Annotated in this window: 4 protein-coding genes; 3 read left to right on the top strand and 1 reads right to left on the bottom strand. The window is 65.0% G+C overall.

All coding sequences use genetic code 11. The features are described from left to right. The coding region (locus KDH09_13140) for a cell division protein FtsZ (protein MCB0220639.1) at nt 1-972 on the top strand (972 nt) is incomplete at its 5' end. Between the two features lie 167 nt (nt 973-1,139). Beyond that, a complete protein-coding gene (locus KDH09_13135) occupies nt 1,140-1,817 on the top strand; it encodes a hypothetical protein (protein MCB0220638.1) in 678 nt (225 codons plus the stop codon). Between the two features lie 200 nt (nt 1,818-2,017). Here the strand turns inward: KDH09_13135 and KDH09_13130 are convergent, their stop codons facing one another. Beyond that, nucleotides 2,018-2,764, bottom strand: a complete 747-nt coding sequence (locus KDH09_13130; protein ID MCB0220637.1) for a metallophosphoesterase — start codon at nt 2,762-2,764, stop codon at nt 2,018-2,020. A 159-nt stretch (nt 2,765-2,923) separates the two neighbouring features. Between KDH09_13130 and KDH09_13125 the strand changes: the two genes are divergently transcribed. Next, the gene (locus tag KDH09_13125; protein ID MCB0220636.1) at nt 2,924-4,729 is read left to right on the top strand and encodes a radical SAM protein; all 1,806 of its coding nucleotides are present in this window, start codon (nt 2,924-2,926) and stop codon (nt 4,727-4,729) included. Nucleotides 4,730-4,880: the final 151 nt, after the last annotated feature.

Raw genomic sequence — 4,880 nt, 5'->3', positions numbered from 1 at the left:
GTGGCCCGCGTGGCCAAGGAAATGGGCTGCCTGACCGTGGGCGTCGTGACCAAGCCCTTCTTCTTCGAGGGGCTTCGCCGCAACAAGTTCGCCAACCAGGGAATCGAGAAACTGCGCGACCACGTCGACGCGCTCATCACCATTCCCAATCGCAAGCTGCAGGAAATCGCCGGCAAGGACATGCAGATGACCGAGGCTTTTGCCAAGGCCGACGAAGTCCTCTACCAGGCGGTAAAAAGCATCTCCGACATCATCACCGTGAACGGCCTGATCAACGTCGACTTTGCCGACGTGCGCACGATCATGGCCGACATGGGCCGCGCGCTCATGGGAACGGGCGTTGCCAGCGGTGAGCGCCGCGCCTGGGACGCCGCCCGCAAGGCGATCAACTCCCCGCTGCTCGAGGACGCCACGATCGAGGGCGCCCGCGGCGTGCTCATCAACGTGACCGGTTCGAGCTCGCTCAAGCTCTCCGAAGTCGAAGAGGCTGCCATGATGATCCAGGAGGCCTCGCACCCCGATGCCAACATCATCTTCGGCTCGGTCATCGACGAGAGCATGGGCGATGAGATCCGCGTGACGGTGATCGCCACCGGCTTCGATCACGCCGAGCTGGAGATCGTCGAAGAGATGCCCAAGCGCCCCGAGCGCCTGACCGTGGCCACCCCGGCCGCGGGCCTTCGCGGCACGGAGATGACCGACCCCACGCTCACCAGCGAATCGCTGAGCTGCGCGGGGGAGTCGGTCTCGACATTTACCTTCAACTCCAACCCGACCCATCAGAGTCAGCCGCGCCGCGCCGGCGACATGCGCCAGCAGGAGCTGGACATTCCCACCGTGCTGCGCCGCGAATGGGACGAACAGGCCGCCGGCGGCAAGAAGGGCCTCATGCGCAGTGCCCTTGGCGGCGGAATGGCGGCCGAGAGCGAGTTCGACATTCCGACTTTCCTCAGGCGTCGCACCGATTCGTAGCAACCGGCACATTCATCAACGAAAAACGGGCCCCGAAAGGGGCCCGTTTTGGCTTTGCTGCTGATCGGCGGGTGGCGGACCGGACGCGAGCTTCGCGGCGCACTGCCCGCGACTGTGACGCCCGATGACACACCGGCGGCGTATCCTCGAACGCAGGAGGTGAGGCCATGGGTGAGTCGAATTCCAAGGCCGGCAGCGGAAAGCTGCACGCGTATTATCTGAAATACTGGATGCGCACGCGCGGGCCGCTCTTTGAGCGAGCACGCATGGCGGCGCTGCGGGCGCTGGCCGTGGGCGAGGTGCTGGTGCTCTCGCGGATTGCGAGCGACCGGCGCCTGCGCATGCGCGCGGCCCGGGCGATGCGCGCCCATCAGGATGCGGGAACCCCCTCCAAGAGCCCGGCGACGCAGGCGCAATTCGAGGCCGCGCGGAAGATGTGCGCCGATCTGCGACGCATCTCCCGCGAGGCGGCCCATCTGCACTTCGTCCGTCAGGGCGAGATCGTCGCCGACATGCTGCGAAAATACGATGGCGAGGGGCGCGACGAATACGACTGGCAGATGGACCATGGCTGGGCCGAGCTCATCTGCGGCGTGCTGTTTGCCCGCGAGGATGCAGTGCGGCTTCGCGCCGCCGTCACGCTGCTGTGCTGGACCGATCCCGACGCGCGCAAGGTGGGATATCTCAAGCAGCTCAGCGAGGAAGATCAGGAAACCCTTGAGGAGGTGCGCGCCGACGCCGGTGTGCCGGCAAAATCGCCGGAGCGGCCCTGGGGCCCGCCGGCCCAGTGCGCGGGCGGCGCAAATGCGCCGGAAATCCAGGCGCGCGGGCGGAACGGGCCTTGAGCGGAACGGCTTTCACAACTGATTTGGTAGTTGCAGGGCGCCGCGCGCAGCCTGCCGGGGCACCGGTGCGCGCGGCGGCGCCCGCGCCCTTGTTCGATTCAAAAGTTCGCGAGTACGCCGACGATCACAGCTCGTTCAATGTGCGAAATCGAAACAGATTCGCGCTCAAAACGCGGGCGAAAATAAAAAACTTCAAAATTTCAGCACAAGGTAAAGAACCCGATTTCCGGCGCGCAGTCGTAGCGCACGGGGACGCCGGTGTATCCAAGGCCCCGCGAGACGTAGAGGCGGGTGCGGCCCTTGCGGAAGAGGCCCTCATCATAGGGGGTGGCGAACTTGGCGATGTTGTAGGCCCGGCCGCGGCGGCTGCGGAAGTTGAGCTGGCCGCCGTGGGTGTGGCCGGTGAGCACGAGGTCATAGCCCGTGCGAGTCGCGGCGTCGAAGACGTCGGGCCGATGGGTGAGCAGCAGGTGGAAGTGGTGTGGCTCGTTGCCCGTGGCCAGTGCGTCGAGCTCGGGGTAGTCGTGCTCATCGGTCATGGCGACCATGGGGTCGTTCACGCCGGTCAGCGTAAAGCCGTCGAGTTCATCGAAGGTCCGCCGCTGCTTGCCGACGAACTGCACGGGGGTTTCCTCATGCAGCGCCTTGATGAGCCGCTTGGGACCGAAATAGAAGTCGTGATTGCCGAGAATGGCGAAGGTGCCGAGCCGCGCCTTGAACTCGCTGAAGGGTCCCACCACATGGGGGAGGAATTCGCGCTGCCAGTTCATGATGTCGCCGGTGATGGCGATGATGTCGGGATGGAGGTCGTTGACCTGCTCCACGATCTCGCGGATGTGCTCGGTGCGCATGCTCGGGCCCGCGTGCAGGTCCGTCAGGTGGGCAATGGTCAGACCCGAGAGGCCCCGCTGGGAGTTCTCGAGATGAATGCGATGTTGTTCGACCACAGGGGTGCGCGCGTTCCACATGGTGAGAAGAAGTTAACCACGTTTGAGGGGGAGGGAAGAGGGGGATGTCCCTTCTGGAAAAGCTGAGTAATTACAGTGGGTTGGATGTATTTGAAGCTGCCCTGAATTTGTCGCTGTCCCCATCTTCGCAGCGTGCACGTGCACGTGCTCGTGCACGACTCGGACGAGCAGGGCGTCGAGGAACATTCCTCCGATGTGCCGGAGCCGGGGCAGCAACGCGATTTCTTCGCTCTGAGAGGTCTATACTCCCGCGCCATGTCGCTTCGTCAGACATATGCCGCGTTTCGCGCCGCCGAGCGCAAGCGTGACGCGTCCCTGCCGGGCTCTCCGGAAGGGCGCGCCCGCGTGGCGCTGTGCTATCCCAATCGCTACTCGGTGGGGATGAGCAACCTTGGCTACCAGGCCGTCTGGTCCCAGCTCGCCCGTCACCCGCGTGTCCACTGCGACCGGGTCTTCCTTCCCGAGGAAGCCGACCTTGCCGAGCTTCGCGCCGGCCGGGGCGAGCTGCTCACCCTGGAGGCCGAGTGGCCCGCCGCCCACGGCAGTCTCGTCGCCTTCGGCGTGAGTTTTGAATCCGATTACCTCAACGTGCTGACGATGATCCGCCTTATGGGACTTGCGCGCGAGCGCGAGCAGCGCACCGATGCCGACCCGGTGCTCATCGCCGGTGGGATCGGCCCGACGCTCAACCCCTATGGGCTTACCCGTTTCTTCGATGCGCTCTTCATGGGCGAGTTCGAAACGGTCACGGAAGAATTTGCCGAGGCCTCGCACGCGCTTGCCATGGGAGAGATCTCCAGGGCCGAATTCCTGGCGGGCCTCAAACCCGAGCGCGGGTGGCTGGTGCCCGGCCGCGGGGATGAGCGCTGCGCGGCGGCCCAGCGCTACGAAGATTTTGAAGGGAATCCCGCCTGGAGCGAGATTCTCACGCCTCACTCGGAATTCCCAAACCGCGTGCTGGTGGAACTCGAGCGCGGCTGCCCGTTCAGTTGCCGCTTCTGCGCGGCCGGCTATGCCTACGGCAGCTCGCGCCGTCACAGCCTGGAGACCATGCAGCGCGTGGTCGATGAAGGCATCACCGCGTTCGGCGGGGAGGAACCTCCGTCCTTCGGGCTCATCGGCGGGGCGCTCACCGAGTATCGCTGGATCGTGCCGCTGGCGCGTTACATCGTTGAAGAACGCGGCGCGCGTTTCTCGCTCTCAAGCCTGCGGCTCAAGAAGATCGATCCCGAGCTTCTGGAACTGCTCGCCAAGTGCGGGCAGCGCACCATCACCGTTGCGCCCGAGACCGGCTCGGAACGCCTTCGCGCGGTGATCAAGAAGAACTACTCGGACGAGGAAGTCCTCCACTCGGTGCGCGTCGCCGTGGATGCGGGCCTCTACAACGTGAAGCTCTACTCGATGATCGGCCTTCCCAGCGAGACCGACGCCGACATGGACGCGCTCGTCTCGCTCACGCGGCGCTGCCGCGAGGTGATGGTGGAGACCGCACGTGCCAGGGGCGCGCGGCCCGGCAGTATCATCCTCTCGACCGGGCCCTTTGTACCCAAGCCCGGCACGCCGCTTGAGCGCGCGCCGTTCTGCGATCCCAAAGTCCTCGAAAAGCGTTTCAAACACCTTGAATCGGCGCTGCGCCGCGATCCCAACACCACGCTGCGCATCGAGCCGGTGCGCAACGCCTATCTTGAAACCTTTCTCTCGCGCCTTCGCGAGGAAGACGCGCCGCTGCTCATCAAACTCCACGACCTGCTCTGGGAGGGCGAGAGTCTGCGCCGGGCGGTCAAGCAGTTGAAGAGCGAGATCGACGCGCGCGTCTTTGAAGAGAGGGGCGAGGGGCCGCTTCCCTGGCAGGACGCCCAGGACGAGAAAGAGCGCGGTGTGCTTGAGCGCGAATGGCGCGCCGCCCGCGCAGAGAAAGTCAGCATCAACGCGGCTGGTATCTAAAAATTGCAGCCTGCCTGCAACTGTCATATCATGCCGGGACGAAAGGCATGCGCCATGAACGTCCTGCTCATCACCACCGACCAGCAACGTGCCGACACGCTCGGGGCCTACGGCTCGACGCTCGGCGCCACGCCCAACCTCGATCGGCTCG

Source organism: Chrysiogenia bacterium, from assembly GCA_020434085.1.
Classification (GTDB): Bacteria; JAGRBM01; JAGRBM01; order JAGRBM01; family JAGRBM01; genus JAGRBM01.
This window is presented reverse-complemented; position numbering and strand designations above follow the sequence as displayed.

Excerpts from the sequence above, each read along its gene's own strand:
- KDH09_13135 (MCB0220638.1), top strand. The coding sequence starts at position 1,140 with ATGGGTGAGTCGAATTCCAAGGCCGGCAGCGGAAAGCTGCACGCGTAT.